Source organism: Alteromonas alvinellae, from assembly GCF_902705805.1.
On the sequence record NZ_CACSIH010000203.1, the window covers coordinates 124,622 to 149,214 of the forward strand.

At 45.5% G+C, this 24,593-nt stretch carries 19 protein-coding genes; 12 read left to right on the forward strand and 7 right to left on the reverse strand.

What is annotated here, in order from left to right:
* From ACX5KA_RS15115 to ACX5KA_RS15125, 3 genes are all read right to left on the reverse strand, one after another.
* Complete coding sequence (locus ACX5KA_RS15115; RefSeq protein WP_458731548.1) at window positions 1-528, reverse strand: hypothetical protein; 528 nt, start codon at window positions 526-528, stop codon at window positions 1-3.
* Window positions 529-574: 46 nt separating this feature from the next.
* A complete protein-coding gene (gene trhA, locus ACX5KA_RS15120; RefSeq protein WP_458731549.1) occupies window positions 575-1,249 on the reverse strand; it encodes a PAQR family membrane homeostasis protein TrhA in 675 nt (224 codons plus the stop codon).
* A gap of 254 nt (window positions 1,250-1,503) precedes the next feature.
* Complete coding sequence (locus ACX5KA_RS15125; protein ID WP_421712193.1) at window positions 1,504-1,944, reverse strand: MarR family winged helix-turn-helix transcriptional regulator; 441 nt, start codon at window positions 1,942-1,944, stop codon at window positions 1,504-1,506.
* Between the two features lie 134 nt (window positions 1,945-2,078).
* Here ACX5KA_RS15125 and ACX5KA_RS15130 point away from each other — a divergent pair, with 134 nt between their 5' ends.
* The 3 genes from ACX5KA_RS15130 to ACX5KA_RS15140 all read left to right on the forward strand — a co-directional run bounded on the left by ACX5KA_RS15130 (window position 2,079) and on the right by ACX5KA_RS15140 (window position 5,590).
* On the forward strand, window positions 2,079-2,507 hold the full coding sequence (locus ACX5KA_RS15130; protein WP_014997452.1) for an organic hydroperoxide resistance protein: 429 nt from the start codon (window positions 2,079-2,081) through the stop codon (window positions 2,505-2,507).
* 274 nt (window positions 2,508-2,781) lie between these two features.
* A complete protein-coding gene (locus tag ACX5KA_RS15135; protein ID WP_458731550.1) occupies window positions 2,782-4,713 on the forward strand; it encodes a M1 family metallopeptidase in 1,932 nt (643 codons plus the stop codon).
* A 340-nt stretch (window positions 4,714-5,053) separates the two neighbouring features.
* Window positions 5,054-5,590, forward strand: a complete 537-nt coding sequence (locus ACX5KA_RS15140) for a redoxin domain-containing protein (protein ID WP_458731551.1) — start codon at window positions 5,054-5,056, stop codon at window positions 5,588-5,590.
* Between the two features lie 112 nt (window positions 5,591-5,702).
* Here ACX5KA_RS15140 and ACX5KA_RS15145 read toward each other — a convergent pair whose 3' ends face one another.
* A complete protein-coding gene (locus ACX5KA_RS15145) occupies window positions 5,703-6,305 on the reverse strand; it encodes a YigZ family protein (RefSeq protein WP_458731552.1) in 603 nt (200 codons plus the stop codon).
* A gap of 558 nt (window positions 6,306-6,863) precedes the next feature.
* Here ACX5KA_RS15145 and ACX5KA_RS15150 point away from each other — a divergent pair.
* The 4 genes from ACX5KA_RS15150 to sstT all read left to right on the forward strand — a co-directional run bounded on the left by ACX5KA_RS15150 (window position 6,864) and on the right by sstT (window position 14,973).
* Window positions 6,864-8,156, forward strand: a complete 1,293-nt coding sequence (locus ACX5KA_RS15150; RefSeq protein WP_458731553.1) for a TMEM143 family protein — start codon at window positions 6,864-6,866, stop codon at window positions 8,154-8,156.
* A gap of 260 nt (window positions 8,157-8,416) precedes the next feature.
* Window positions 8,417-9,883 (forward strand): exonuclease subunit SbcD, encoded by a 1,467-nt coding sequence (gene sbcD / locus ACX5KA_RS15155; RefSeq protein ID WP_458731554.1) that lies wholly within the window; start codon window positions 8,417-8,419, stop codon window positions 9,881-9,883.
* 4 nt (window positions 9,884-9,887) lie between these two features.
* Complete coding sequence (locus tag ACX5KA_RS15160; protein WP_458731555.1) at window positions 9,888-13,625, forward strand: AAA family ATPase; 3,738 nt, start codon at window positions 9,888-9,890, stop codon at window positions 13,623-13,625.
* A 127-nt stretch (window positions 13,626-13,752) separates the two neighbouring features.
* Window positions 13,753-14,973 carry a serine/threonine transporter SstT gene (sstT, locus tag ACX5KA_RS15165; protein ID WP_458731556.1) on the forward strand — a complete coding sequence of 407 codons (1,221 nt, stop codon included), beginning with the start codon at window positions 13,753-13,755 and terminating at the stop codon, window positions 14,971-14,973.
* 34 nt (window positions 14,974-15,007) lie between these two features.
* On the opposite strand, the gene hutG is transcribed toward sstT, so the two are convergent.
* Complete coding sequence (gene hutG, locus ACX5KA_RS15170; protein ID WP_239239472.1) at window positions 15,008-15,976, reverse strand: formimidoylglutamase; 969 nt, start codon at window positions 15,974-15,976, stop codon at window positions 15,008-15,010.
* Window positions 15,969-17,228 (reverse strand): imidazolonepropionase, encoded by a 1,260-nt coding sequence (gene hutI / locus ACX5KA_RS15175; protein ID WP_187447136.1) that lies wholly within the window; start codon window positions 17,226-17,228, stop codon window positions 15,969-15,971. The genes hutG and hutI overlap by 8 nt, the downstream gene beginning before the upstream one ends.
* 192 nt (window positions 17,229-17,420) lie before the next feature.
* On the opposite strand from hutI, the gene hutC reads away from it, so the two are divergent.
* The 4 genes from hutC to ACX5KA_RS15195 all read left to right on the forward strand — a co-directional run bounded on the left by hutC (window position 17,421) and on the right by ACX5KA_RS15195 (window position 22,216).
* A complete protein-coding gene (hutC, locus tag ACX5KA_RS15180; protein WP_458731557.1) occupies window positions 17,421-18,143 on the forward strand; it encodes a histidine utilization repressor in 723 nt (240 codons plus the stop codon).
* A 106-nt stretch (window positions 18,144-18,249) separates the two neighbouring features.
* Complete coding sequence (gene hutU / locus ACX5KA_RS15185) at window positions 18,250-20,004, forward strand: urocanate hydratase (protein WP_039219484.1); 1,755 nt, start codon at window positions 18,250-18,252, stop codon at window positions 20,002-20,004.
* A gap of 2 nt (window positions 20,005-20,006) precedes the next feature.
* Window positions 20,007-21,590, forward strand: a complete 1,584-nt coding sequence (hutH, locus tag ACX5KA_RS15190; RefSeq protein WP_458731558.1) for a histidine ammonia-lyase — start codon at window positions 20,007-20,009, stop codon at window positions 21,588-21,590.
* A 68-nt stretch (window positions 21,591-21,658) separates the two neighbouring features.
* Window positions 21,659-22,216, forward strand: a complete 558-nt coding sequence (locus ACX5KA_RS15195; protein WP_458731559.1) for a CreA family protein — start codon at window positions 21,659-21,661, stop codon at window positions 22,214-22,216.
* A gap of 110 nt (window positions 22,217-22,326) precedes the next feature.
* Here the strand turns inward: ACX5KA_RS15195 and ACX5KA_RS15200 are convergent, their stop codons facing one another.
* A complete protein-coding gene (locus ACX5KA_RS15200) occupies window positions 22,327-23,094 on the reverse strand; it encodes a MipA/OmpV family protein (protein ID WP_458731560.1) in 768 nt (255 codons plus the stop codon).
* Window positions 23,095-23,455: 361 nt separating this feature from the next.
* Between ACX5KA_RS15200 and ACX5KA_RS15205 the strand changes: the two genes are divergently transcribed.
* Window positions 23,456-24,352, forward strand: coding sequence for a hypothetical protein (locus ACX5KA_RS15205; RefSeq protein WP_458731561.1), 897 nt, complete (start codon window positions 23,456-23,458; stop codon window positions 24,350-24,352).
* The last annotated feature ends 241 nt before the right edge of the window (window positions 24,353-24,593 follow it).

Consider the following 24,593-nt stretch of genomic DNA (forward strand, 5'->3'; position numbering starts at 1 on the left):
CTACATTTTAAGTGCAATATGCCCTAATTCTGCTGCCCATGTGAGTTCGGATCTCTTAAGGTTATTTGCCGCACTAGCGCCAAAGCTGTGCAGCGCATTGTAAGCGCTATTAGATGGAACACGGCAATAGTGGCAAAGTGCATAGAACAAAAGGCTACAGCGGTGCTGTGAGCCATCGCAATGTAAGTATATCCTCGCTCCTTCGGTCAACATTTGAGATAGTTCATGAAGGTATTGGTGAAGGTGTACGTCTTCGGTGGGGGACTCTGACGACGGGTGTAAAAAAGGAACCCAAAGCCACTCTAGCCCAGCTGCGACAGAATTGTCGCGTATAACTGGTGCATGTTCTTCACTGGTCTGAACCGTTGCAATATGGGTAACACCCAGTGACTTAAGGCGTTCAAAATCACTTTCAACAGGTTTTTTACCCAGGCATATATGCCCTGCGCGTAGAGAAAACCACGCGATATTCGGCTCTACTGTTGGGCTGTCTTCCTTTTTCTCAGCGTCTTGCTTGTTTGTTAGCATAAGTTTTTACATGGTTTTGGCATAGCTGCTTAATTTGGGCCTTTTGTTAAACGACAAAATAATAAATTGAAAAGTAGTGGCAGCTACATCCGCCAATCACGAACATGTGCCAAATTGCATGAGTGTACTTTACCTTTTTTGCCACGTAAAAGCACACGCCTACACTGAAACACAGCCCGCCTGCCACCAATAACCATAGGCCAGCACCGGGAAGGGCGACATAAAGAGGGTAGATAAGACCCAGTGCAATCCATCCCATCAGCAAATAAGTCATCACGGATACCTTGGGAAAGCGATGTTGCGCTACGAGCTTAAACGCCACGCCGCCAATTGCCAAGCTCCAGATAATCGCGGTCATAGTAATACCCAACACGCCACCAATCGAAACCAGTAACAATGGTGTGTAAGTACCTGCTATCAATAAGTATATTGCGCTGTGGTCAAATAGCTTAAGCCATCCCTTTGCCTTTTGATGGGAAATAGCGTGATAAAGGGTTGAGCTTAAAAACACCAGAATGAGTGTAGAGCCATAAATAGCTGCAGTGGTTAACGCGAGCGTATCTTCCGCTCGATACAACATAAATACTAAACCCACGATAGCAGCAATAAAGCCAACCCCATGACTAATGCTGTTCAGCCACTCCTCCACAACAGAGTAAGCTTTTGCAGGAATGCTTTTCGAGTGTTGTGTTGCCGGTGTTTGAGTCTGTTCGCGGATCATCACAGCTCCTGTCTTATTTCTGAAAATATATGTAGAAGACGCCACTAAAGCTAATTAATTACAAGTCACTAGGCGTCCTTTGCAGCAAAAGAAAACCTGCGAACACTTTGTCTTTCATCTAGATATTGGGTAAAAACAAGGTCGCCATATTACTACGCCAATTGAGACAATTATAGCGCACACTTGTTCGCTCAATACAAAAATAATAACAGATTAGCTAAACAATGTGATGACAATAAGATTACAATACCGCGCTAAAAATCCGCGTTTTCAAAACAGCCGCCCAATTTGTCTAATAGGGATTTCAGGGTGCGGCTCTCTTCTGCAGTCATGCCATTAAGTTTGCATAACATCTGAGCAGGTACTTCCTCTGCTATGGTCTTTTTTTCTTTCCCCATTTCGGTGAGTTTAACCCGTTTAACGCGCTTATCGGCTTCATCCTTAGTTATCACTAAGAAGCCCTTGTCCTCTAGCTTTTTAAGGATCAGCGACATAGCACCACCGTCGATTGCGGTTCTATCTAAAAGTTCGGCAATGGTGATGTCGTCGTTTTCCCACAACGCCATTAAGGTTACATACTGAGGGTAGGTGATATCCAGCGCCTTTAGTAGAGGGCGGTAAGCACGCGTAAATGCGTTCGACAACGTATAAAAACGATGACATAGCTGATTTTCTAACTTCAATAATTCTGACATAGCACCTAACCCCAATACCGCTTTACATCAATACAATATTTTGCATACAAAATACTTGATCTGCAAGTTGGTTCGGTGTTAATTTAATTTGCATGCAAAGTATTTGTTTAGACAAACCTATGAGGAGAGCAACTATGCATAAGCTTCAACAAGTCGTTTATACCGGAAGTGCAACAGCAACAGGCGGTCGTGAAGGTACTGCGAAGTCGAGCGATGGCAAGCTAAGCGTGAAACTGTCAACACCTAAAGAGCTAGGTGGCGCTGGTGGAGAAGGCACAAACCCTGAACAAATGTTCGCGGCGGGCTATTCTGCGTGTTTTATTGGTGCACTCAAGCATGTGGCTGCGTCACAAAAGATTAAGCTGGCCGACGACATTAGTGTAACGGGCGACGTAGCTATTGGCCCCATTGAGCAAGGCTTTGCTATTGCAGTAAAACTGACAGTAGATTTAGGCGACATGGATAAGGCGCAAGCGCAAAGCTTGGTGGATACTGCCCATCAAGTATGCCCGTATTCAAACGCGACTCGCGGTAACATAGAAGTAGACATTGCCTTAGCTTAACGATACGGCAGCAAGTTAATCAAATACGCCCGCCACAGCGGGCGTATTTATTTGTGCAAAGTACTCCTATCTTTTGAAAACATAGCGCCAGTTTTCACGGTTAGACTCACATTTATTTGATATTGAAGTGACGCATCAAATTTCGCCGTGCTGTTTTGGAAGTATAATGTTTTGGATTATAGCGCAGGTAAAAGGCAGCTCTTCGAATTAGAGTCGCCAGTCATATAACGGCTTGGTACACTAAAACAGTATCAATCATCCTTTAGGAAGTTATATGAAAAAATACGGATTACTGGCTACATTCGTATGCGCGCCCGTGTTGTTCGCGTGCAGTGATAACGCCAGTTCAAATTCACCAAATACAGAAAACGAGCAAGCCGTTGCGTTTACTTCGAAGGCTAGTGCAGATGCGGCTAAGCACACCGATGCAGGTATTGCTTCTGGTGTAGATTACCACTCATTTGCTAACCCTAATGAAATTCGGGTTACGCACTTAAGCTTAGATTTAACCGCAAACTTTGAGTCGAAGCAGCTCGTTGGTGAAGTGACCCTTGATGTTGAGCGTACGAAGCCTGAAAACAATACGCTAGTATTGGACACGCGAGCCTTAGAGATTCAGCGTGTTAGCGTAGAGGGAGAAAGCGTTCCCTTTGAAATGGGAGAGACTGACCCTGATTTAGGCACGCCTCTTACGATTACTCTACCAAGTGCGGCAAACTCAGTAACGGTAGCGTATTCAACTTCACCCGAAGCCTCTGGCGTACAATGGTTAACGCCAGCGCAAACGGCAGGTAAAAAGCACCCATTCCTGTTTACACAGGCACAAGCAGTTCACGCACGAAGCTTTATTCCGCTTCAAGACTCGCCACAAGTGCGCGTAACCTATGACGCAACTATAAAAACACCTGAATCGTTATTAGCAGTAATGAGTGCGTCTAACGACCCAACCACCGAGCGCGATGGTGAATATGAGTTCACTATGCCGCAGCCTATCCCTTCGTATCTTATTGCGTTGGCTATAGGTGATTTAGAATTTAAAGCCATGGGTGAGCGTACCGGTGTGTATGCTGAGCCTGCGCTACTTGAAAGTGCAGCGAAAGAATTTGAAGACACAGAGGCGATGTTAGAAGTAACAGAAGAAACCTATGGGCCTTACCAGTGGGACCGTTACGATCTGCTAATTCTTCCGCCGTCATTCCCGTTTGGCGGTATGGAAAACCCTCGCTTGTCGTTTATCACGCCAACGGTTATTGCTGGTGATAAAAGTTTAGTGTCGCTAATTGCCCATGAACTGGCGCACAGCTGGTCTGGTAACACGGTAACAAACGCTACATGGCGCGATCTGTGGTTAAACGAGGGCTTCACAACCTACTTAACTTACCGAATTATGGAAATGATCTACGGTCACGATCGTTTCAAAAAAGAAGCGGTGCTCGGTTATCAAGACCTGGAGAATGATGTTGCTGCATTAGAGGAAAATGATGAGATCCTGGCTATCGACCTTCGTGGTCGCAATCCGGACGATGTTTTCTCAAATATTCCCTACGAAAAAGGCGCACTGTTCTTACGTGAAATTGAACAGAAGATTGGCCGCGAAAACTTTGATGCGTTCTTAATGCAATACTTTAAGGACTTTGCTTTCAAGAGCATTACTACCGACACATTTATTGCTTACTTAGATGACACGTTATTAAAGCAATACCCTGACAAGCTGGACGCGAATCGCATTCACACATGGATTTTTGAGCCTGGCATTCCTGAAGGCGCACCACACCCAGAGTCAGATGCCTTTACCAAAATCGATGATACGCGAAGCGCTTGGCTTTCTGGCGATGTGATAGCGGCGGATATTGAAACCGCGCAGTGGACTGTACACGAGTGGTTATATTTCCTTAACAACATGCCTGAATCACTAAGTGAAGCACAGCTGGCTGAACTAGATTCTGCGTTTTCGCTCACCTCGACTAAAAACAATGAGATTGCTCATAGCTGGTTGATGATCGCAGTACAGAATAACTATCAGCCTGCTTATGACCGTTTGTATAGCTACTTGGTGTCGATAGGGCGTAACAAGCTAGTTAAACCCCTTTACCGCGAGCTTTCAAAAACGCCTGAAGGCAAGACATTTGCTAAGCGTGCGTTTGAAGAAGCGAAGCCGGGATATCATCCACTTACGGTGAAAGCTAATGAAGGCTTTGTGAACTAAGAGGTTATCTGACTCACCTGAGTGGGTCGTGATAAACAGACTTTCGTTTGGCAGGTAGCGGCAGCAAAGGTTAATTGTTAACTGCTGCCGATTTTGCAAACGTAGTTAAATAGAAAAGCAGCTCACCCGAGCTGTTTTTTTATGCCCGTGTGTATCATCAAAATAAGAATGGGTTGAAACAACGAAAAGCTGAACATTTGTTCAAAGAAAAGATCTGAACATTGGGTACAACGTATTAAGCCTTACTTTGATGTGTATAAGTATATTGCGGTTCATGGCGGAATATCGCGCGATATCGCTTGTATGTTGAAGGATTAAACCCCTCTTTTAAGGAGCTTTTATGTATACACAAAAAATGCATCCAGCAACTACGTTTCCCGACGTTTCAGTTACTCTGTCTACCGATGAATCTGTGTCACTGACTAATAAAGATGAGGGATGTGACTGGAAGGTGGTGGTTGTTTATCGCGGTAAACACTGCCCGATATGCACAAAATTTCTGAATAAATTGGAAGACTACAAAGGTCGCCTTCGCGAGGTAAATATTGATGTGGTTGCCGTAAGTGGCGACAGCAAAGCACAACTTGATGAGCATTTAGAAGAGCTGTCAATTACTTACCCTATTGCCTATGGGCTTTCTCAAGAAGATATGGCGAAGCTTGGGCTATATATTTCAACACCTCGCTCAGAAAAAGAAACCGACCATAATTTCGCTGAACCTGCGTTGTTTGTATTAAATGAGAAAAATGAAATTCATATTGCGGAAATTGCTAACGCACCTTTCGTGCGCCCAGATTTAGAGCAACTTGTTTCCGGCTTAGAGTTTATCCGTAACCCAGATAACAACTACCCTATTAGAGGTACTTACAAAGGGTAAGTATGGGCAGCTCATGGTTACAAGGTAAGGCTCTGGTGAGTACTAGAGCCGACTGCTTAGACGTTTAAGTCCCATCCCCTGAATACCTCGTAAATCACGTTTTTGCAGGCACTTACTCGTTCTCTTCTGATACCGAAAATGCAATAGGTGCCATTTGCTTTTTAAAGTCTTCTAATGCATCTAGCGGCAATTCGACGTCTATTTTGACGCTGCTTCCGTAATCACAGTTCGCGATATTGCCCTGTGCTTGCTCCACCAGATGACGCACGAACTGTTCGTGTTTGAAATCTATGTCTACCCGTAACGGTTCCAGTTTGACCTCTTGCCTGATCTCAAGGGCATCAATGGCCTGCTGAGCGGCAGCAGAGTAAGCTCTTACTAGGCCTCCTGCACCTAACTTAATGCCGCCAAAATACCGCGTAACGATAATCATAATGTCACCGATATCTTTGTGCTGAAGTACATTTAATATGGGTTTCCCGGCAGTACCGCTGGGCTCTCCGTCATCGGCCATTGCCGCGCTGCTTGGTGAACTGGGGTTTCCAAAAACATAGGCCCAGCAGTGATGGCGTGCGTCTGGATACTGTTGTTTAACACTATCTAACAGCGCCATTGCGCTTTCTCGAGAATTCGCAAAGCCGGCACAAGCAATGAATTTGCTTTTCTTAATTTCGTACAGGGTTTCAACCTGTTTGGCGGGAACGGGATAAGTCATCAGCGCATTGTAAGCGAAGTTAATTTTTTATTTAAGCTTAATCAGCTAGGTTTTATTGGTAAATGAAGGGACATGCTAACTTGGAAATCTCAAGAAGTAGTGTTATGGACGATATTAATAAATGGGGAGTTTCACAACCAGAGTAGAGCGTCGGCGTTAGATAAAAGGGTAGTGAAAAAAAATGACCTGATGGTTTCGGCGTTTGTCTACCAGTGTGGTGGAGGCGGGGAACAGTATATCGCTGCATGTCAGCACCTAACAGCTGCATATTGTTAATGTCGTTAATACCGCAAAGAGTTAAAGAGCGCTCTGAAAAAGTGAACCTTAGTAATTATGCATTTATAACTTTCAGCAATGCCAAACGAGTTAATCTGCAAAGAGCAGGCTATTGATTCTCAACAGCTCTTTATACTTGTTATCCAGCGCAAGGCTTTTTGACGTAAGTCGCACTTGCGGCTTATCCATTTGGCTTAATTCCGCTTAGAACTGTTGTGTTTTTCTCACACTAAGGTAACTATTCACATCGAACAAGAAGTAATAATACTCATAAGACCATCTATGCCTCTAGAACGATTTATTCCTTTTCGCAAACGCGACGTCATTACCCTGTGTGAAAATTTACTCGCTCATGAGTCAGAAAGCTTCCGTACTTTCTCAACCTTGTTAGTGAGCCGTATTCACTACAAGTATCATGAACAATTGGAAGCATTGAAAAATAGCTACAGTCATTTCGACCCAAATAAAGATACACGTGAATTACAGCCTGCGGATGAAAGGGTGCGTAAGCAGAGCCAAAGAACGTTTGCCAAGGGGTTTGCTAGCCTCTTAAACGCAGCTAATTTTGAAAAAGTTACAGACGACGATTTAGATGCAGCATTAAACGAAGAGTCGCTGTTTAAAGTGCGTCTTGCGGTTAGTTTTGACGATTTTGAGGATGTGGTGTTCTACCGGCGTGGAGAGTCGGTAAAAACTGAAACTATACGTACTTTTTTCGGTTTGCGAAAAAAGCAGGTGTCGTTTACTAACTACGACAAAGTAGCGGTGTATATTACTTTTAAAGATGAATCTTACTTTAAAGAGAAAGGGCAAATACCAGCTACCTTTAAACCTGGCTCAACCATAGTAAAGCTTTTTCAAAACGTACCTAAAGCAGACTTGGAAATGCTGTTTCCAAACAGTGAAGTTAAAATGCGCCCGCTAGATAAGTTGATTATTAGTGCATCGGCGGCAATAGGTGGCACCGTAGTGCTGGTGACTAAATTAGGCGCGTCGTTACTTCTCATGGCGTCTTTCCTCGCATTTTGGCTTGGCTTTAAAGACGACGAAGTGGAGCTGACAAAGCAAAGTCTAATCACTTTTGGCATTGGCATGGCTGTGTTCGGAAGCTTTGTCTTTAAAGAATGGACTAAGTTTAAAAACAGAAAAATACGCTTTATGAAAGCCTTGTCTGACAATCTCTATTTTAAAAATTTAGACAATAACGCAGGCGTGTTTCATACATTAATTGATGCTGCAGAGGAAGAAGACTGCAAGGAAGCATTGTTGGCCTACACATTTTTGCTGAAGTGTAGTGAAGCCTTTTCTGAAAACTCCGCCGCATTTGGCGCATCACGTTCAGAAAAAGAGATTGCAGCGGGCGGCATGACATTAGCCACCCTTGATAGTGTGATAGAAAGTTACTTTTCAGAAGAGCTTGATTGTCCTCTCGACTTCGACGTTACTGACGCTATTAATAAGCTGGTGGACATGGAACTAGTCGAACAAGACGGCGATGTTTTTGTAGCGCGGGCGCTTAACGATGTTGTGAATACACTCGATGATTACTGGGATAACATTTATCAGCCTGTTTAATGTGCGCTTACCTCGCCCTTATTTAGAACAAGCTAGCATATTCCACAATGCGCGCTTTATGACATCATTTTTCTCGACTAGCAGTACGCAGAAATAACTATTTCATACAAGCAATGACGCTATCAAAGCGTTGTCATAAAAGCACAAAATCTCTATAGTTGCCTTAAGGTGTGTAGAACTATATACACATCTTGGCAACAGCCGCATTGCACTGAATGCGCATCTCTATCTCCAATGCAACAAGCCTGGTTCTCTTCTACATGAAAATATTGCATACGTCTGACTGGCATTTAGGTCAGAGTTTTTTTACGAAAAGTCGCAAAAATGAACATGCCGCTTTCCTTAAATGGCTTCTTCAACAAGTAGAAGTGCATCAAATAGATGCGATTATTGTCGCGGGTGATGTGTTCGACACGGGCACGCCGCCTAGCTACGCCAGAGAGCTTTACCATGCGTTTATTGGTGAGCTACAGGGCATGCAGTGTACATTGGTGGTGCTGGGGGGAAATCACGATTCAGTGTCGGTATTAAACGAAAGTAAGGCGCTACTGAAATACTTAAATAGCCACGTAATAGCCAGTACGTATGGCGATTTAAGTGAACAAGTCATTACGCTTAACGATCGCAATGGGCAGCCCAGTGCCGTACTGTGTGCCGTACCCTTTATTCGCCCACGTGATGTGCTTGTCAGTGAGGCAGGGCAAAGCGCCACTGACAAGCGTCAAGCACTGGGCGATGCGATAAAGCAACATTATGGGGCGCTTTACAATGAGGCCCTGTCACTGCGCGCTTCAATTGAAGAAAAACAAGCAGAACAGGGCAGTAAAAATAGTGCTGCCATTCCTATTATTGCTACCGGGCATTTAACTGCTTTAGGCGTGAGTCAGTCAGAAAGTGTGCGTGATATTTACATTGGTACCCTTGAAGGCTTTGACGCCAAAGGGTTTCCGCCCGCCGATTACATTGCACTTGGGCATATTCACAGGCCACAGAAAGTGGCTAAAACAGAACACATTCGCTACTCAGGCTCGCCCATACCGCTAAGTTTTGATGAACTAAACACGCAAAAGCAAGTGGTGTTGGTAACGTTTGAATCTGAAAGTACAACGCCAACTATTTCAACGCTTCCGGTACCGCGCTTTCAGGCCATGGAAGTAATAAAAGGCGACTTAAAAGCGATTGAGGCGGCCATTAATAAAAGCGATGCCATCACGTTGGCTTCTCAAACAGATGATGCCGTTAGCGCAACGGATAACGCCATTAGCCCTCAAGACCCAGTGTGGTTATGCATTGAAGTTGAAACAGAAGACTATCTGACTGATTTGCAGCAGCGTATTCAGGGGTTGTTAGAGGGAAAAAACGCTGAAATCTTGCAGTTGAAACGCAAGCGTAAGCGCACGGTAAATAGCCTAACAGAAAAGCAAAACGTCCAGCTTAGCGAACTATCGGTAAACGATGTATTTGAAGCGCGTTTGGCATTGGAGAGCATAGAAGATAATACAACAAGTGAGTCGGCACCAACTGAGTCGGCACAAGCAACCCTGCTAGATGACGACCAAAGCACCCGAGCAATGGAACAAGCCGGTTCAGAGAAAAGCGCTTCACGCTTAAACCGGATAAGGCAGCTGTTCAATGAAGCAGTAGAGCAAGTGCACACCAATGATGAAGATACCGAAGTACCAGTAGAGACCTCATTGGCAAACACAACAGAAAACAAAGGCGAGTAACACAATGAGAATATTGACATTACGCCTTAAAAATCTAAACGCCTTAAAAGGGGAGTGGAAGATAGATTTCACCCAGTCGCCGTTTGTCGACAATGGCCTGTTTGCCATAACTGGCCCAACAGGGGCGGGTAAAACCACGCTACTTGATGCCATTTGTTTAGCGCTTTATCACCAAACCCCTCGCTTGGGGCCAATTTCAACGTCGAACAACGACATCATGACCCGCGGCACGGCGGAGTGTTTGGCGGAGGTTGAGTTTGATATTAAGGGGAAAGCATACCGTGCGTTTTGGAGTATGCGTCGCGCCAGAGGGAAAGTTGACGGTAACCTGCAAAGTGCTGATGTTGAGCTAGCCGAAGTTGAAAGCGGCAAGGTATTGGCGACTCAAGTGCGGCCAAAAAGTGAAGAGATTGAAAAGCTAACCGGCCTTAATTTTGCCCGCTTCACCAAGTCGATGATGCTGTCGCAAGGGGATTTTGCTGCGTTTTTAAATGCTAACGAGGCCGACCGAGCCGAGCTGCTTGAAGAGTTAACTGGTACCGAAATTTACGGGCAGATATCACAGGCAGTACATCAGCAATTTAGTGACGCTAAACAAAAGAAAAAAGAGTTTGCAATAAAGCTAGAAGGCGTAACCTTGCTTAGCGACGAGCAAATCACCCAGCTTGAAGAAGAGCAAGCACAAACCAAGAGTCAAGTCGCAGCGTTTAACCAAACACTTGTTCAGTTACAAAAGCAACAGCAGTGGCAACAAGCGTTTAACGCTAACGAACTCGCCATTAAAGAAGCTAGTGAAGCGCAGCAGACCGCGAATAACGCCATCAATGAGGCGAAGCATGAGCTTGAGCTCCTAACCCAAAGTGAGCCAGCTGAAAAGCTTCGCCTGCCATTTTTGCAAAGAAACGCCCTTCAGCAAGACGTAACCCGTTATAAAGAAAGGCTTGACGGGAAAGCAGCCCAGTTGCCCGACTTAAAAACGCAAAAGGCACAGCTCAGCTTGGAAGTAACCAACGCTGAACAAGCGTTTGTTCTTACAAAACAACAAAGCAGTGACCTTGAAAAGCGCATAAACGAGCAGGTAGTTCCGCTAGATAACCAAATAGCGCAGCTCACTACTGAACAGCAAAAAGCAAACGAAAACGCGGCACGTTTAAGGCAGTCAATAAACGCGTTAACGCTAAAGCGCACAGAAATCGAAAACGCTTCGGCAGATAACAAGACCAAACTTGGTGAACTGGAAACCTACTTACGTGAACATCATTCACTTAGCGGCATAGCGGAGTTTATAAGTGGCTGGAGCGAAACGGCGCGCCATATTGAACATGATCAGAAGCAGTTAGAAAGACTGACACAAAGCGTAAAAAATGATCGTCAGGCGCTTTCATCCCTAGATGACGCTATCGCAAAAACAAATGAGTCGTTAAACACCTTAACGCAGACCTTCGATGACAAAAACACGCAAGTTGCCAAGTGCGAAAAGGCACTTCAGGCCGCGCTATCTGACAAACCAACTGATACTAATAGTGCTATTGCAACCAGCAAAGCAAGCCTTCAGCAAGAGCGCGATACCAAGCTCCATCATTGGGATAACGTGTTACAGCTAGGGCATATTCAACAGCAATATTTGGCACTAGAGCAAGACAAAGTATCGCTGGGTGCGCAAAAGGAAGACTTAGCGAAGCAACTAGCTCAGCAGCAATCTGAGCGCCAAGCCTTGGTTGACGCCTACAGACAAACCCGCAGTAATTTAAAAGACATAGAGGCGCTTATCGCCCTAGATGCTGAAGTGGCGCACCTTCGCGCCCAGCTAAAAAGTGGCGAGCCGTGCCCTGTTTGTGGGGCTAACGAACACACCACGTCTAGCGTGGCGATTGATGTACCTGAAACTATTCAAAAGCGAGATAGCTTAAAGCAGCAGTTAGATGATATTGAGCAGCAAGGGGCGCGGGCAAAAGAAAGCGTTACACACACTGAATTCACGCTTGCTCAGGTTAATAAGCAGCTAGAACAGGCAAGCGGGCAACGAGATACGCTACTAGAAAAGTGGCAGCAGATTTCAAGCGTACTTAGCGCTGATATACCGAGCTTTGAAAAGGTCGACATTAATACATCGCAAAGCGTCTCTCAATTTACGGAGCAGTTTAAAACTCGTCTTGATGATATTAGTGCCCAATTAACCCGTTTAGAAGAGTGCGAGCAAGCTCTAAATGCTGCACTGCAGGCTAAAAATGAAGCGCAACAGGCATTACAAGGCAAACAGTCAGAACTTGCAGTTTCTCTGCAGCAGCGCGAAACCTTGGAAAAGCAATTTAACGAACGTAATACAGAGTTAGAGAGTAAAATAAAAAGGGTTAACGGTGGTATTTTAGCGCTTAGCGAAACTATGACGGCGCACGGTGCTGACATTCACAACTTGGCTATTGATGGAATTGCCACGTGGTTAAATGAAAAAGCCGAAGCGCTAAAAACTTATAAACACAATCATCAGCTACACGCCAAACTTAAAGATGAGTTGCAAGGGGTAAGTAGCACCTTGCTTGTGGTCAATCGTGATATCGAAAGCGCTGAGAGTCAGCTTAAGGGCCTATGCGAAGAGCTTGTGCAGCTAGATAATAGTTTAAAGGCGCTGCGAGACTCGCGCTCAACCGTATTCCCTGAAGGCAATATTGCTGAAACCAGAAATAAGGCAAGCGCTGCCCAAGAACACGCTGAGCGAAATGTAAATGAATGCAAATCTCGCCTGCAACAAACGGACACTATTTTGTCTCGTTTAGAAGCAGAAATTGCCCAGCTTAATGAGCAAATGCGCGAAAAAGAGCAGGCACTTTCAGAGGCAACAGAGCACTTTAGCCGTCAGTTGGCGAGCAGCCCATTTGCTGATGAGCACGCGTTTAGCAATGCCCTTTTAGACGAAGATACCCGCAACACCTTGCTTGAACTGCAAAAGCGATTAACTCAGCAAAAACAACAAGCGGACTTAAAGCTAGAAAACGCGCTAGCTACCCAACAATCGCTAAAAGCCCATGCTAATGCAGCGCAGTGGCAGAGCGAGTTAGAAGAGCACGGTGCACAGTGGCTCGATACGAAAATTACCCAGCAAGCTCAGCAGCGTGACACCCTGTTATCGTCTTTAGGGCAAATTGAACAGCAGCTAAGCGCTAACAATCAAGCCCGAGAAAGGCAGCAGCAGCTTGTTGATGAGATGGCCGCGTTTGAGGCCTATTACGATGATATTACCTACCTGCACTCGTTAATTGGTTCGGCCAGTGGCGACAAATTCAGACGTTTTGCCCAAGGACTTACTTTGGACAACTTAGTGCAGCTTGCAAATCAGCAGCTTAATAAATTACACGGTCGCTACCAGCTAATTCGAAAAGAAAACGAAGGGTTGGGTTTAAGTGTATTAGACACCTGGCAAGGTGACGTAGTGCGAGACACCAAAACCCTGTCTGGCGGAGAAAGTTTCTTAGTGAGCCTTGCACTGGCATTAGCTTTATCTGACTTGGTCAGTCACAAGACCAGTATTGATTCGCTGTTTTTAGATGAAGGCTTTGGCACCCTTGATGCTGAAACTTTAGATGTGGCCCTTGATGCACTGGATAACCTAAATGCCAGTGGAAAAATGATTGGTGTGATAAGCCATATTGAAGCCATGAAAGAGCGTATTCCTACTCAGCTTAAAGTGATTAAACGCAACGGTGTGGGGTTGAGTGCACTAGAAAAACCTTATGCGGTGGGGTGAACTCACCGCGTAAACCCTTATAAACGGCAAGCATACGGTTATTTGCGAGTAACTAAGACTAAACAGGTTCATTTGTGTAACGTTATCCTTTATGGTGCGTCGTCAAAATAATAATGGACCAACATTTATGGATTCAACGTCACGCCCCAGCCTGTTTCAGCGCTACATGAATGGCAGTTTGGTACTGCAAATTATCATTGGTATCGTATGCGGTATTGCTATAGCGAGTTTTTCACCTTCAACTGCTCAATCAGCAGGGCTATTGGGTAACTTATTTGTAAAAGCCCTAAAAGCAATTGCTCCTTTATTGGTTTTTGTTTTGGTCATGGCGTCCATCGCCAACCATAAGCAAAACGAGCAAACCTTCATCAAACCCGTGCTTGTGCTTTATTTGTTGGGCACACTTCTGGCTGCGCTCACCGCCGTGTTGGCAAGCTTTGCTTTTCCTACAAGCTTAAGCTTAGTGACTTCAGAAGTTAGCCAAGCTGCGCCGAAAGGTGTGTCGGAAGTCCTTACCGCTTTGCTTTATAACATGGTAGATAATCCGGTAAATGCATTAGTAAATGGAAATTACATTGGTATTCTCACGTGGGCTGTAGGTCTAGGTTTAGGTCTACGTCTTGCTAGCGAGGCAACAAAAGCGCTACTTCAAAATATGGCAGATAGCGTAACAACCGTGGTGGGTTTTGTTATTAAACTCGCGCCCTTCGGTATTTTCGGCTTGGTAGCTAATACCATTGCTACAACGGGCTTTGAAGCATTGCTTGGATACTCTCATTTATTAACGGTACTGATTGGCGCAATGCTATTTATCGCACTTGTGACCAACCCTTTATTAGTATTCTTGGCAACCAAAAAGAACCCCTATCCTTTGGTGTTCAAATGCCTGAAAGAAAGCGGTATTACGGCGTTTTTCACCCGTAGTTCGGCGGCGAATATTCCGGTAAACATGGCGCTGTGTAAACGCTTAAAGCTTGATGAAGACACCTATTCGGTATCTATTCCGTTAGGCGCCACGATTAATATGGCTGGGGCTGCAATCACAATAACCGTGTTGACGCTAGCTGCGGTTAATACCTTGGGAATTTCTGTAGATTTCCCTACTGCTGTATTGTTAAGCGTTATCGCTGCGGTATCAGCATGTGGAAGTTCAGGTGTTGCAGGTGGTTCGCTGCTGCTTATTCCGCTTGCCTGTAGCCTGTTCAATATACCCAATGAAGTGGCTATGCAGGTGGTTGCGGTGGGCTTTATTGTTGGCGTACTGCAAGACTCTGCTGAAACAGCATTAAATAGTTCCACTGATGTCTTGTTTACCGCCGCTGCATGTGAAAGGGCAGGCGGCCAGTAAACATAAAAGCGTCAAACGTTAAAGCGTTAACTCGTTAAATGTGCGAGTTTATTGCATCTACTGCTTCAAAAATTAGCCGTGCAGCCAGCTTTGCTGTGCGGCTATCAATATCATAATTGGGGTTCATTTCCGCAACGTCACACAGTCTCCATTGATACCCATAAGTACTTTGGTGCTGTGCTAAAAAGTGTAGCGTGTTGATAACAAGTGTGGGGGATATTCCCAATGCACTGGGCGCGCTAACGCCAGGTGCTTGTGCTGCTGGAAATGCATCTAAACATACAGTGACGTAAAGCTCATCGATGTCTTTTAGCATCGGAGATAGTAGCTCATCTATTCGCTGCATACACAGTGATTCATCATTTAACGCCACATCGGTTAAATAGCGCGTGTTGGACGTATTGGCAAAGTTAAACAGCGCTGGTGTATTGGCTGCTTTCGATACGCCCAAACAAGCGTAATGAAACGGTGTGTCGTGTAGCTGGCAGTGATCATACACTTGCCTGAACGGCGTACCTGAACTGGTGTTTGGTGAAGGCTTTCTTAAATCAAAATGGGCGTCGAAATTAATAATTCCAATGCGGGCGCTTTCGGGCTTAGCATTGAAAACCCCTTGATAGCTACCCCATGCAATTTCATGTCCCCCTCCCAGCCCAATGACCAATCCATCATTTTGCTTGAGCGCATAACAAATGGCGTCGGCATATTGGGTTTGTGCCTGGGCTAAGTTCTCTTTAGCGGTAACATTCCCTAAATCAGCCAATGCTGCGCTTGGCCAGTGCCAGGGTAAGTTTGCCAGTGCCTGGCGAATAGCGTTTGGACCAGCCGCTGCACCTACGCGGCCTTTGTTAAATGCCACACCTAAATCACTTTCAAAACCAACAAGGGTAACGGCGTTGGCTAATGAATTATCTTCGCCCACTTCAAGTTCGTTAACTTTTTGATGCCAACGTAGGCCCTCAATGCCGTCTTCACTGTCTATTCTGCCTTGCCACTTAAACATGTTTACCTTCCTTAAACACCGCAACGGGGCGGTGCCCATTAATACAATAGGCGAGCTCTGCCGGCGTTTCGATATCCCACAGCGTTAAGTCAGCAAGCTTGCCTGCTTCAATAACACCTCGGTCGTGCAGCCCGAGTGCGCTAGCCGCGTGAGCAGTAGCACCGCGTAGCGCTTCTTCTGGCGTAAGTTGAAACAGCACACACCCCATATTTATCGCGGTAAGGATTGAGGCTAACGGCGAACTACCTGGATTAAAGTCAGTGGCTAAGGCCATGGGCACATTGTGCGCCCTTAGAGCGTCTACCGGCGGCTTTTGAACTTCACTTAGGTAATAAAAAGCGCCTGGTAAAAGTACGGCAACGGTGCCACTTTGGGCAAGTAAGGGAATATCGCTGTCAGCTAAATATTCGATGTGGTCTACCGAAAGTGCGCCGTATTTAGCCGCTAAAACAGCACCTTTACTGTCGCTAAGCTGCTCTACATGAGCTTTAATGGGTAAATCGTGCTGCTGTGCGCAGCTAAAAACACGTTCTGTTTGAGAAGTTGAAAAACCGATAGTTTCACAAAATACATCAACGGCGTCAGCCAAGTTTTGCGAAGCAATATGAGGAAGTGCCTTGTTGCAAATGAAATCGATATATCCTTCTGAGTCGTCAGCAAATTCATTGGGCAGGGCGTGAGCGCCTAAATAGGTAGTTTTAATACTCACAGGAAGATGCTGCTCAAGGGATTTAGCCACGCGTAACATGCGCACTTCAGTGTCTAAATCCAGCCCGTAACCTGATTTGACTTCAATGGTGGTAACACCTTCTTCGCACAGTCGCTTTGCGCGTTTTATCGCAGTGTGAAGCAGGGTGTTTTCGTCAGAGCGTCGAGTTTTTTCAACCGTCCCTTTAATACCACCGCCGCGCTGCGCAATGTCTACATAACTTGCGCCTTGCAATCGCATTTCAAATTCTTCGGCGCGATTGCCGCCATACACCAGATGCGTATGACAATCGATGAAGCCAGGCAATAGCCACGGGTGTTTGGGCGTTGAACCTTCATTTTGGGGAATTAGGGTAGTGGCATCTATTACGCTTTTGGCCTGCTCAAACACGTTGTCTAATGAGTCATCGCAAGGAAGTAACGCAGCAATTTTGCCGTCTTTTATGGCAATGGCGTGTGGCGGTAATTCGCCATAGGGCAACTTGTTGTCTTGCATAGACGCAATGCGAACATTGTAAATAAGCGTGTCGTACTGATAACCCATATCGTGCTCCACTCTAAGCCACCTCTTGTCTGGTTTTTTCGTCTAACTGGTTGTCTTGTTCTTTGTCTGGCTTTGACCAGAATCTTTACTGAAACGCAGTGTAAATTTTGAGCTCAGTGTACTTGTGCATACTTGTATATACAAGTATGCTGTTAGCATATTATTAACAATTTAATTGTGAATGGCCACGATATGCAACCTCGGTACAGAGTAATTAAGACAGCAATTTTGGATGCCATCGAAAGTGGTGAGATGAAGCCGGGTAGCCAAGTGCCTTCAGAAAACCAACTTGCCCAGGAGCACGGTGTAAGCCGGATGACTGCGCGAAGAGCGTTAAGTGAAATGGTGGACGAGGGGATTTTAATGCGCAGCCAGGGGATTGGCACGTTTGTGTCAGATAGTCGCCCTATGAGCTCAATGCTTGAAATCAAAAGCATTCGCGATGAAATAGAGCAGCGGGGGCACAGATACACTAACGAGATATTGGTGTTGGAAACCTCGCCAGCCAGTGATGTTATTTCACAGCGTCTAGCCGTTGACGTGGGCGAACCTGTATTTCACAGCATTATTGTACATTGCGAGAACAATCTACCTGTTCAGTATGAAGACCGCTGGGTTAACCCAGCGTGGATTAACGACTATTTAGATAAAGATTTTAAAGCGCAAACTGCAAACTTTTATTTGAATCAGGTCGCGCCCCTTTCACAAGCCGACCATAGCGTAGAAGCTGTGGTTGTTGAAAAAGATATTGCACAAGCACTATTGATTAAGCCTAAAGAGCCGTGCCTGAAGATTACTCGACGAACATTTTCTCGTGGGGCGGGGAAAGCAACTGGCACAAGTGCTGTGGTTAGCCACGCTGTGCTTTTCCACCCTGGCAGTAGATACCGACTGGGAGGACACTTGGAGTTTTAAGTGTAAACGCGCCTAGGACGCTAACTCTCAAGGCGCTTTTTTAAAGATACTACTTCTTATAACAACAATATTTCAGCAAAAGAAAAAAGATGCCTAGGAGAAGTTTATGAAACGCCTCGACCCTACAAGAGAAATTCGTGCCCCAAGAGGCAGTACGCTAAATGCCAAGAGCTGGCAAACTGAAGCGCCGCTTCGCATGTTAATGAATAACCTAGATCCAGACGTTGCTGAGCATCCGCAAAATCTGGTGGTTTACGGCGGTATTGGGCGCGCGGCCCGTGACTGGGCGTCTTACGACAAAATTGTCGAAGTACTCAAGCGTTTAAATACTGATGAGACGCTGCTAGTTCAATCAGGCAAACCTGTTGGGGTATTTCCCACTCACGAAAATGCCCCTCGTGTGTTAATTGCTAACTCTAATCTCGTACCCCATTGGGCTAATTGGGAGCACTTTAACGCTCTGGATAAAGAAGGTTTGATGATGTACGGGCAAATGACCGCAGGGTCATGGATATACATAGGCTCGCAAGGCATTGTGCAAGGCACGTATGAAACCTTTGTTAGCGTGGCCAAAACGCATTTTGAAGGAAGCGCTAAAGGACGCTGGATTTTAACAGGGGGCTTAGGCGGAATGGGTGGGGCACAGCCTTTAGCTGCAACCATGGCTGGCTTTTCAATGGTAGCTGTGGAAGTTGATGAAACCCGCATAGACTTCAGAATTCGAACGGGCTATCTGGACAAAAAAGCGCATTCGCTAGAAGAAGCTATGGTCTTGTTAGATAAGGCCAAGCAAGTCGGTAAACCAGTTTCAATAGGCTTGCTCGGCAATGCTGCTGAGGTATTTCCCGATATGTTAGAAAAAGGGATTATTCCTGATGTGGTAACCGATCAAACCAGCGCTCACGACCCGCTTAATGGCTATTTGCCTGTAGGTTGGACACTGGATCAAGCCGAAGCGCAACGCAAGAAAGATGAAGCGTGTGTCGTTAAAAAAGCAAAACAGTCGATGGCGCTGCAAGTTAAAGCCATGCTGGGTTTTCAAAAAGCCGGCGCGGCAACGCTCGACTATGGCAACAACATTAGGCAGATGGCGCTGGAGGAAGGCATTGAGCATGCTTTTGATTTTCCAGGGTTTGTCCCCGCTTATATTCGACCGTTGTTCTGTCAGGGCATTGGCCCCTTTAGATGGGCTGCTTTATCTGGTGATCCAGAAGATATTTATAAAACTGACGCTAAAGTTAAAGAGCTCATACCCGATAATCCGCATCTACATAACTGGCTAGATATGGCTAAAGAACGTATTCAGTTTCAGGGCCTGCCCGCGCGTATTTGCTGGGTTGGACTAGGTGAAAGACAGAAGTTGGGGCTTGCCTTCAATGAAATGGTGCGCAGCGGAGAATTAAGCGCACCTGTAGTGATCGGTCGAGACCATCTAGACTCTGGATCGGTCGCTTCCCCAAATAGAGAAACCGAGGCCATGCTTGATGGTTCAGATGCGGTTTCGGACTGGCCATTACTGAACGCGTTATTAAACACTGCGGGTGGCGCAACCTGGGTGAGCCTTCATCATGGTGGTGGTGTAGGAATGGGCTTCAGCCAGCATTCGGGCGTGGTAATTGTTTGTGACGGCACGGACGAAGCGGCTGAGCGAATTGCTAGGGTACTGCATAACGACCCTGCAACAGGCGTAATGCGTCATGCAGATGCAGGCTACGACATTGCAAAAGACTGTGCCGCCAAGCACGACCTTGACCTTCCTATGGTAAATTCTGTGGCTAATAGTCAAGGGGTTGGCAATGAGGGCTCAAATTATAGCTCACACCATGATAGCTCAAACCAAAACCTAGACGGGGAGGCGTAATCATGTCCCAGACGTCTTTTTTTGCTGAGCAAGATGGTATTAAAAAGCTAACGCTGGTTCCTGGCACATTGACGTTAGATCAGTTACGGGAAGTACATCGAAGCCACGTTCATTTATCGTTAGATGAAAGTGCTATACCCGCTATAAATGCCGCTGAGAGTGTGGTGCTTAACGTTATTAAAGAGAACCGTACGGTCTATGGTATCAATACTGGCTTTGGTTTGTTGGCTAATACCCGTATTGATGTTGACGAGTTAGAGTTATTGCAGCGCAGTATTGTGTTATCGCACGCGGCCGGTACGGGCGACTTTATGCAGGAAGATACTGTGCGCCTGCTCATGTTGTTAAAAATTAACTCCTTGGCCCGTGGTTATTCTGGCATCCGTCTAAGCGTAATAGAAGCGCTCATTACCTTGTTTAATGCACAAGTTTACCCCGCCATTCCTGAAAAAGGTTCGGTAGGCGCCAGCGGCGACTTAGCGCCTTTAGCACACATGAGTGTAGTGCTGTTAGGGGAAGGGGAAGCTTTTTATAAAGGAGAGAGAATTAGTGCAGCCCAAGCCCTTGAAATAGCCGGCATGCAGCCAATTGCGCTGGCACCCAAAGAAGGCTTAGCATTGTTAAACGGCACGCAAGCCTCGACAGCGTTTGCACTTCAGGGGCTATTTTATACTGAAAACGCGCTTCATAGCGCTATTGGTATTGGTGCGCTTACTGTTGAGGCCGCGTTAGGTTCTCGCGTGCCGTTCGATGCGCGGATCCACGAAGTGCGTGGCCACAAAAGCCAGAGCGATGTGGCGGCTGCGTTTAGAACATTGCTAGACACCTCAGAGATTGGTCATTCACACCAACGGTGTGAAAAAGTACAAGACCCGTACTCTCTGCGTTGTCAGCCACAGGTGATGGGAGCGTGTTTACAGCAAATGCGCTACGCCCAAGAGATTTTGGTGGTTGAAGCTAACGGAGTCAGCGACAACCCGTTGGTTTTTGTTGAAAATAATGATGACGCTGATACGCCAACTGGTGATATTTTATCTGGCGGAAATTTCCATGCCGAAACGGTCGCGATGGCCTCAGACATGTTGGCTATTGCACTATCTGAAATTGGCGCACTGTCAGAGCGCAGAATGTCGCTAATGATTGATACTCACTTAAGCGGTTTACCGCCATTTCTAGTTGAAAACGGTGGGGTAAACTCAGGGTTTATGATCGCACAGGTTACTTGTGCGGCGCTTGCTAGTGAAAATAAAACCCTTGCGCACCCTGCTTCTATTGACTCTTTGCCAACGTCTGCAAACCAAGAAGACCATGTTTCCATGGCTACCTTCGCTGCCAGGCGCTTAAGAGATATTTTCGATAACGTGGCAAGTATATTGGCCATTGAGTGGTTAGCGGCCTGCCAAGGTTTAGATTTTAGAAAGCCGCTTGCAACAAGCAAAAAGCTGCAGGTACTGATGCAGCTATTAAGAGAGCAAGTGCCGTTTTACGATAAAGACCGCTATTTTGCGCCAGATATTGAAAAGGCAAAGCAACTTATTAAGCAGCACGACCTTATGGATAAGACACAGTTAAACCTGTTAGGCTAAAATGATCACTGGCTCGGTATTTCGAGTAAACAATTACAGATCATAAATAGAGTAGAGGTGGGAATGATATGAAAACAAATGGACGTTGGTTAAGTTCAAATGAGGCTCGTACTTCTATGAATCGTACTCCTATGAAAGGCAGATTTAAGAGCGGCTCTTTTGTAAAAAGCTCTGTGTTGGGTTTACTTACCGCGTCGGTTCTCACGTTGGCAGGCTGTAGCGACAGCGAAGTGGGCGATGTGTCGCTTGGGCTTTTTACCACAAAAGATATCAAAATTGATGCGCTTCAAGACCCTGTTGTCACTGGCGTCACCTGTCATATTTCAAGTATTGAAGCGAACTTAGATTTGTCGGACCCGTCAGACAGCTCAATCGCGTGCAGACAAACCGGCCCCATCACTGCCGAGATGCTCGACGCTATCGATAAGTCAGATTCTGGTGAAGTGATTTTTAAAAAATCAAAGAGCGTGTTTTTTAAAAACATGAAGCTTCGACGAATTTATGATGCTGAATCAAAAACGCTGATTTACTTGTCGTACAGCACTAAAGAAACATCGGGCAGTTACAAACATAGTTTGTCTACGGTACCACTGTGGGAAACGCTAGCGTTTAAAAAGCCCGCGTAGCGAAACGCATCAACTCAATATCAAAAAGCCCTCTTACATGAGGGCTTTTTGATGCTAGCACCTTGTATTTAATCTATCCACCGGTTGTAGGGTAGGCTATTAGCAATAGTCTAGAAAAAGCGTGTATAAACCAGCATGGCACTCAGAACTGTATCATCGTCTGTCAGCGGGCTATCGCTAATGCTATCGTCAAAAAATGTGGCGCCAATCTCTAAGCGGGTCATGCCACCCAAAAATTGGCGGGTGGAAATAGCAACGCGAACCTCTGTGTTAAGTGCGCTATCGCCGACATATACGTTTCGAAATGCATTAGCTTCTTCAGGTCGTACACCGTAATAATAGTCGACATAGTTGCTGTCTTGGTAGTTAACGCCTACCGATGGCTCTATCATGAAGTTATTTACTCTAAACTGTTTGCCTATTCGAGCAGATGCCTGGTAGCCATCGAACTTACCAAGAATATCCGCGTTGGTTGACAATGAATACACCCAGCTTCCCGTATTATAGTTGAGCCCAACGCCAGCAGCGTAACTAAAGTCTCTGTCTTCCATACCAGTAAACACTGCGCTGTCATCTTCTTCGTAACCTGCAAATACCGGCACAAGCTGGGCATCAAGGGTGAAGCCCTTTTCTCTAAAGAGTTCGTAGCCTATGAATGGCCCGTAAACCCGAAGCTTTTCACCGGTGTAGCCAACGATAGGAATAGGCACAATGCGGTTATCAAAGTCGGTATACACATCTTGGGATGCGGCGACACCAAAACCCCACATCCAGCCTTGGGGCTGTTGTGACCCTGTTGGTTGTTGTGCAGTGACGGTGGAAGAGAATGCGAGTAATGTTGACAGGCTAGCTGCGCCTAAACACTTTAGTAGAGTCATCAATAAATTTCCTTTTTTTCACAATACAGCCAAAGCTTCCGGTTCGATCAATATTGAGGGTGCTTTCTACGCTTAACTACTCATATGTGTAGAGTGATATGAATGCGATTTACGCAATGGAAATTTTCCTCACCTTAACTCAGTATGAGGAATGTTTATTACAGTGAGATTTAACGCAAAATTGAGAGTTGAATAGTAAGTGATACTGCAGCTCTCACATAAATTGAGCGTGATATAAGTTCGCCACGACCACTTGTAGAGAGAGGAAGTAAGGTTGTATTACCTTAAGCGCCATTTTATGCAAAACCAGAATAGTATTAACTTAGTATTAAGCTTGGTGGTTTTTAAATAAGGAAGTGATATGAAATTCGTGACAAAGCTTAGTGCGCTGGTCGCCGTATCAATGCTTGCGGCAGGATGTGTAACGCAAAAAGGTATGGACTCAAGTGAAAGTATGCCTACCGAGTCGAATGTCGAAACAACCAATTCAGTCGCTAAAACAGACAGCGAAGCGTTGAAGCAAGGTGTTGATGCTTCAGGGCAAGAAAGCGAAAACACAGTCAAAACTGCTAACAAACCAACAGAATTACCCAAGCAGAAAGTAGGGATTTTCATTAATGCTAATGAGTTTCCCTCGCACACTCATATTGGTACCACCAAGTTTAATAACTTCACGAAAGAGTATGCATACGACTGGCAACTAGCCTCTACGTTTTTTACTAAACTAAAGACAGCAATCGAACAATCAAATCGCTTTGAAGTGGTTGACGTAACGCCAAAAGTGAAAGGTGCGTGGCAGCTAGACTTCGTGGTGAAGCAGAATGACAATTGGTCTTTTAACGAAAACCAAAATGCCCTTAGAAAGTCGCTGCTAGCTGATGGTGTTTCAAGGATCATTGTCGTTCAAGAGACACCTACGGTAGCCATCACTGAATGCGGTACATATGGTTGCTCAGAACATGAGAGTAAAGGCGTCGGTTTATTTACGCGAAGTTTTTTAGGAACCGATCACTACGTCGCGTCTGCTAGCTATGATGTAAGCTTTGAGCGCTTAGATAAACCTGTAGATATCGCAGCGCAACCCGAATTTAGTGAATTACAAGATGACGCCAAGAAGAATGTGCGTATTGAAAAATTTCTACCACCTGAAAACTTCGATGAAGTCACAGAAAACGAGTTGGCGCCTATCAAAAAATCGATTATTAGTTACTTCGACCGTGTAGCTGAAACGGTGGCTAACTACTTGTCTAATCAGTAAACCTAACAAAATGTGAACCATGCACTTCATCAAGTGCCCGTTTTTTATGTTTTTCCAACAAACCTAAAGGGGACAAAGATAACGATTTTTCTATTTCTGCCTATCTGCAATTGCCTGATGATGGCTCATTTCACCGATTGTCAAAAGGCGATATTTCGGCGTTTTTTTGTGAAAGAGGCTTGTGGCTAGTTATCGGGCGATAGGTCGATAATTCTGGCTCGTGAAGTAATGAAAATGGAGT

Bases quoted from the DNA above. Each gene is read 5' to 3' on its own strand.
- ACX5KA_RS15115 (WP_458731548.1), bottom strand. From the start codon at position 528: ATGCTAACAAACAAGCAAGACGCTGAGAAAAAGGAAGACAGCCCAACA.
- trhA (WP_458731549.1), bottom strand. From the start codon at position 1,249: ATGATCCGCGAACAGACTCAAACACCGGCAACACAACACTCGAAAAGC.
- ACX5KA_RS15125 (WP_421712193.1), bottom strand. From the start codon at position 1,944: ATGTCAGAATTATTGAAGTTAGAAAATCAGCTATGTCATCGTTTTTAT.
- ACX5KA_RS15130 (WP_014997452.1), top strand. From the start codon at position 2,079: ATGCATAAGCTTCAACAAGTCGTTTATACCGGAAGTGCAACAGCAACA.
- ACX5KA_RS15135 (WP_458731550.1), top strand. From the start codon at position 2,782: ATGAAAAAATACGGATTACTGGCTACATTCGTATGCGCGCCCGTGTTG.
- ACX5KA_RS15140 (WP_458731551.1), top strand. From the start codon at position 5,054: ATGTATACACAAAAAATGCATCCAGCAACTACGTTTCCCGACGTTTCA.
- ACX5KA_RS15145 (WP_458731552.1), bottom strand. From the start codon at position 6,305: ATGACTTATCCCGTTCCCGCCAAACAGGTTGAAACCCTGTACGAAATT.
- ACX5KA_RS15150 (WP_458731553.1), top strand. From the start codon at position 6,864: ATGCCTCTAGAACGATTTATTCCTTTTCGCAAACGCGACGTCATTACC.
- sbcD (WP_458731554.1), top strand. From the start codon at position 8,417: ATGAAAATATTGCATACGTCTGACTGGCATTTAGGTCAGAGTTTTTTT.
- ACX5KA_RS15160 (WP_458731555.1), top strand. From the start codon at position 9,888: ATGAGAATATTGACATTACGCCTTAAAAATCTAAACGCCTTAAAAGGG.
- sstT (WP_458731556.1), top strand. From the start codon at position 13,753: ATGGATTCAACGTCACGCCCCAGCCTGTTTCAGCGCTACATGAATGGC.
- hutG (WP_239239472.1), bottom strand. From the start codon at position 15,976: ATGTTTAAGTGGCAAGGCAGAATAGACAGTGAAGACGGCATTGAGGGC.
- hutI (WP_187447136.1), bottom strand. From the start codon at position 17,228: ATGGGTTATCAGTACGACACGCTTATTTACAATGTTCGCATTGCGTCT.
- hutC (WP_458731557.1), top strand. From the start codon at position 17,421: ATGCAACCTCGGTACAGAGTAATTAAGACAGCAATTTTGGATGCCATC.
- hutU (WP_039219484.1), top strand. From the start codon at position 18,250: ATGAAACGCCTCGACCCTACAAGAGAAATTCGTGCCCCAAGAGGCAGT.
- hutH (WP_458731558.1), top strand. From the start codon at position 20,007: ATGTCCCAGACGTCTTTTTTTGCTGAGCAAGATGGTATTAAAAAGCTA.
- ACX5KA_RS15195 (WP_458731559.1), top strand. From the start codon at position 21,659: ATGAAAACAAATGGACGTTGGTTAAGTTCAAATGAGGCTCGTACTTCT.
- ACX5KA_RS15200 (WP_458731560.1), bottom strand. From the start codon at position 23,094: ATGACTCTACTAAAGTGTTTAGGCGCAGCTAGCCTGTCAACATTACTC.
- ACX5KA_RS15205 (WP_458731561.1), top strand. From the start codon at position 23,456: ATGAAATTCGTGACAAAGCTTAGTGCGCTGGTCGCCGTATCAATGCTT.